This is a genomic window from Gordonia sp. (in: high G+C Gram-positive bacteria) (genome assembly GCF_049299075.1).
Classification (GTDB): domain Bacteria; phylum Actinomycetota; class Actinomycetes; order Mycobacteriales; family Mycobacteriaceae; genus Gordonia.
Genome location: NZ_JBAQWU010000471.1, coordinates 1 through 4,055 on the forward strand (window position 1 = coordinate 1; position 4,055 = coordinate 4,055).

Consider the following 4,055-nt stretch of genomic DNA (forward strand, 5'->3'; position numbering starts at 1 on the left):
TGAGGACGTCGAGGTCGAACTCGCCCACGATGCGGCCCTCGTCGTTCTGGTGCAGGGTCATGTCGTTGAGGACATGGTTCTCTGCCGCGGGGAGGTAGTCGTCGCCGGCCTGTTCGGGTGTGGGGGCCAGTTCGATGGCCAGGGCGCGGGCGCAGGTGGTGATGTCGGCGGGGGTGGTGTGGCTTTTGAGGGTGCGGATGATTGTGGCCTGCTGGGTGTCGTCGAGGTCGACGCGGTCGGTGATGTGGGCCAGGCCTTTGCCGATGGCGTCGGCGTGCTCGATGCTCAGGTGTCCGTCACGCAGGTCGCGGGTGACGGTGGGCAGGGCACCGGCGGCGTGGCCGACGCGGGCGGCGCGGTAGGCCACTGCCGGGGCGACACCGAGAGCGGTGAGTAGATCGGCGCCCTTCTTGAGATGTTTGCGGTGCGGGATGGCCAGGCGTTCGGCGGCCACCACGGTCCGTGAGATGAGGTAGTCGGCGACAGTACGCAGCCGCACCGCGCCGACCATGAGGGCGAGCACCTCCGTCTCGTCGAGCACGAGGCGCGGCTGGTCGAGCGTCTCGCCGATCGAGCGGGCATCGCCGGTCGCCGGGAGGGTGAGGTCGTCGATCAGCAGATCGGTGAAGGAGGTGAGGGTGGTGGCGTCCATGATGTCCCCTGCGATCGGTGGGTGAAAGCGGTGTCCTGTTCTCAGAATAACGACACAGACGCACCGAACACATGTGCTAATCATCCAAATTTCGGGAACAGATCTTGGAGGGTATTGAGGGAACCTGACCTGCGGCATTGGGCCTTCTGTGGTCGGTGAGAGCAGAGGCAACTGGTGGGACGGGCCGGTCGGAAGATCATCGGGGAATCGAAAGTCGAGTAGTCGACTACGTGCCTAGGTGCCGGCGGACGGACGCAGGCTGGAGGCATCCGTTCCCGTCCTGGAGGTGCCCGCCATGAGTTCGGTGCTGAATCTGCTCGGGAACTTGGTGGTCACCGAGCCGCTGGCCGGGTTCCTGAAACAGCTCGACAAGATCGACGGTGTCGCACCGGCCACGATGCTCGCCGCGGTGCCCGTCCCCGGGCTGATCGGATGCACGTTGCCGAAGGGCAGCCCGATCGCCGTGACGACGGGCGCTTCGGGCACTGATGAACTGCTGATCCTCACGTTCAGCGGTGCCATCGATCCGCCCAGTGGTATCACGGCGGTGGTCGCCAGCGCTGCGGCCAGCAAAGGGCGACGGCAGATGAAGCCCAGCGGAAAACTGGCCGTTTCCATCTCCGGAACCGCAAAGGTCGTCGATGTCGGTGGCACGGCCCAACTGACATTCACCGGTGTGACGGTCACGCTCAGCCCGAGCACTATTCTGTTGCCTGGCGGCTTCGGGCTCATCCTGCCCGCCAGCGGTGTCACCTTCAATGGCAGCAAAATCGACTTCGGGGCCGTCGAGGTGGTGCTGCCGCCGCACATCCCGTTGCTCGGCGATCTCGCCGTTCCCGCCACGATCACCTCGGACCCCGGCGGTGGGCTGAAGGTGACGGCTTCGATTCCGGACTCCTTCATCGACCCGAGCATCACCGGCTCGCTCACCTGGCACCTCGGCAGCGGCTTCTCGCTGGCAGATCTGGTGCCGACCGGGATCGACATCGCGATGAGGTACCCGGCGAGCGCGGGCACCCCGCTGATCGACGGCGGACCCAAATCGAGTACTCCGATGACGTTGCGGCTCACCGGATCTCGCAGTCCGGGCGATCCCGAGAGTTTCACCAGCGCACGGTCCGCGACGTCCGCAGCGCCAGACGGACTGATGGCAGTCGGACCGGGCATCGCCCCCGGCGAGCCACTGGCGGGCGTCGCGGTTGCGCTGGGTACGGCGGTTTGCGCACAGGCGGGCGGAGGCGCGGTGCCGGGCGCGGCGGTGATCGGCGCCGCTGGCGGACTGGTCGGCATGGTCCGCAGTGGCGGTGCTGTGCTGCACGGCGTCACGGTGGAAGTGGCCAACACCGCGGGCGGTGCGACGGCCTCGATCCTCGCCGACGTCTCGGGGGCCGTCGGCGTCGAAGACATGAAGCTTCCACCAGTGACGATCTCGATGGATCCGCAGCGGCCGCTGCGGGTGCGGTGGCGGAACATTCGGCTCAACGTGGGCGGCGGCGCGGCTCCAACGGTCGACCTCACCGACGCCCGAGGGGAAGTGGTGGATCCGGGCGGCTGGCACGTCGACTCCCCGGGCAGTCTGCTCGACGTGGTCGGGACCCGGTCGGGGAGCGGATCCACCTGGCTTGAAGTGGATTTGCGGTTCGCCCTCGATCTCGGCCCGCTCAAGGTGAGGGGGGCGACGATCCGGGCCACCTACCGCTCGGGCACTTTCGACGTGAGTATCCGCGGACTGGACGCCACCCTCGACATTCCGGGACTGATCACCGGCACCGGTCAGGTGGCGCTCACGACGGGCACCGCGAAGGAGGCTGGGATCTTGCTGGCGATGCGGGCCCGGATCGTGCCGCTCGACCTCGGCGCCGTCGCGGTCTTCTCCATGCGGGAGACCGCCGGCGTCCGGATGATCTACCTTGCCTTCGGCGCGGACCTGCCGGCGCCGATCCCGTTGGGCCCCAGCGGATTGGGCCTCTACAGCGTCGGCGGTGCGTTCGGCGTCAACGCGGCACTGCCGCCGGTGGGAAACGATCCACTGACCGAGCTGCGTAAGTGGAAACCATGGGATCCGGAGAGCGTGACCCTGCGTGCAGGCGGCCTCACCCTCGGGGTCGGCGTAGTGATCGGCACGCTGCCGGACGCGGGCTTCATGTTCAACGCGCGTGGGGTCTTGGGCGTGAGTGCCCCCGACCTCGCGCTGCGGGCCGGTCTCGAGGGCCGACTGGCTGCTAACCGGTTCCGTTTGGCGGATGTGAAAGACATCGCCCCGGGACCAGACGACGGGGCGGGATTGACGTTCTTCGGTGGGCTCTCCGTCGACAGCGGCGCCTTCTGCGTGGCGCTGGAGGGCTCGTACCACTTGCCGCACCTCGTTTCGGCACATCTTCCGGTCGCCGCCCGCTTCCCGTTCGAGAACCCCGACCAGTGGTACTTCCGGGCCGGAAGCGACGACGGCCCCAACGGGCCGACCGGCCGGCCACCGGGGCCGATCGAGGCGACGGTGCTACCGAATACGCCGTTCGCGACCACCGGCTGGGCCTTCGTGATGATCGAGGGTGGCGGCGTGAGCAATCCCGGTCTGCTGAATGAGGGCGCCACGTCGAACGGTTTCACGGTGGCAGTCGGTGCCGGGCTGACCAAAACGCTTGGCACACGGGGAGTGCTGTGGGCGGAGATCAACGCGACGGTGGTGGCGATGATCGCGTCCAACCCGATGTTCTTCTGGGCGAGTGCACAGGTCAATGGCGAGTTCGGGATCGGTCCGTTCAGCCTCGGACTGACTGCCGCGCTGGAACTGGAGGTTGGGCCGGACCCACGACTCGGCTTCAACCTGCGGATGTGCGGGGAGGTGGACCTCTGGTTCAAGACGTTGAGTAAATGCATCACGGTGAGCGCTGCGGCGGGGCAGTTAGCGCTCCCCGACCCGGCCGACGGCGACTGGCCGTTCCCGCAGATCAGCCTCACCGACGGTCTCGGCCGGCCGCTGTTCACGCCGGAGCAACTCACTGCGGCGGCCGACGGGAAGCCGATGGCGGGGAACATCGTCCCGGTGGATACCGAGGACTGGCAGATCGCGCCGACCGTGTGGCCCGATACGATCCCGTTGCTGACCTTCAAAGTGGCCCCATACTGTGAGGCCACGTCCGGTCTGGGCAATGCCCCCGACATCACCGGCACGGTCAGCAGCGGGCGCCTCACCTACACCTGGCGCCTGCACTCGGTGACGATCAATCGGGTCGATGATCAAGCTCCCGGTGTCGTCGGCGAGGGAGTGTGCGCGTGGCAGCAGCCCGTTGGAAGCAGTCCGGCGGCCGTGCAGTCCTCGACGCAGCGCACGCTTGCGCTGCTCACCGTGAGCTCCGTCGTCGGCAAGTCCGCCGGCGGTAACCCGCCGCGCGAAGCCGGCGAC

At 67.7% G+C, this 4,055-nt stretch carries 1 protein-coding gene and 1 pseudogene; one reads left to right on the forward strand and one right to left on the reverse strand.

From position 1 onward, the window contains the following. Positions 1-652, reverse strand: a pseudogene (locus WAW85_RS14945) (HNH endonuclease); the annotation flags it as partial. Between the two features lie 295 nt (positions 653-947). On the opposite strand from WAW85_RS14945, the gene WAW85_RS14950 reads away from it, so the two are divergent. After that, on the forward strand, positions 948-4,055 hold a 3,108-nt coding region (locus tag WAW85_RS14950), incomplete at its 3' end, for a hypothetical protein (RefSeq protein WP_422560381.1).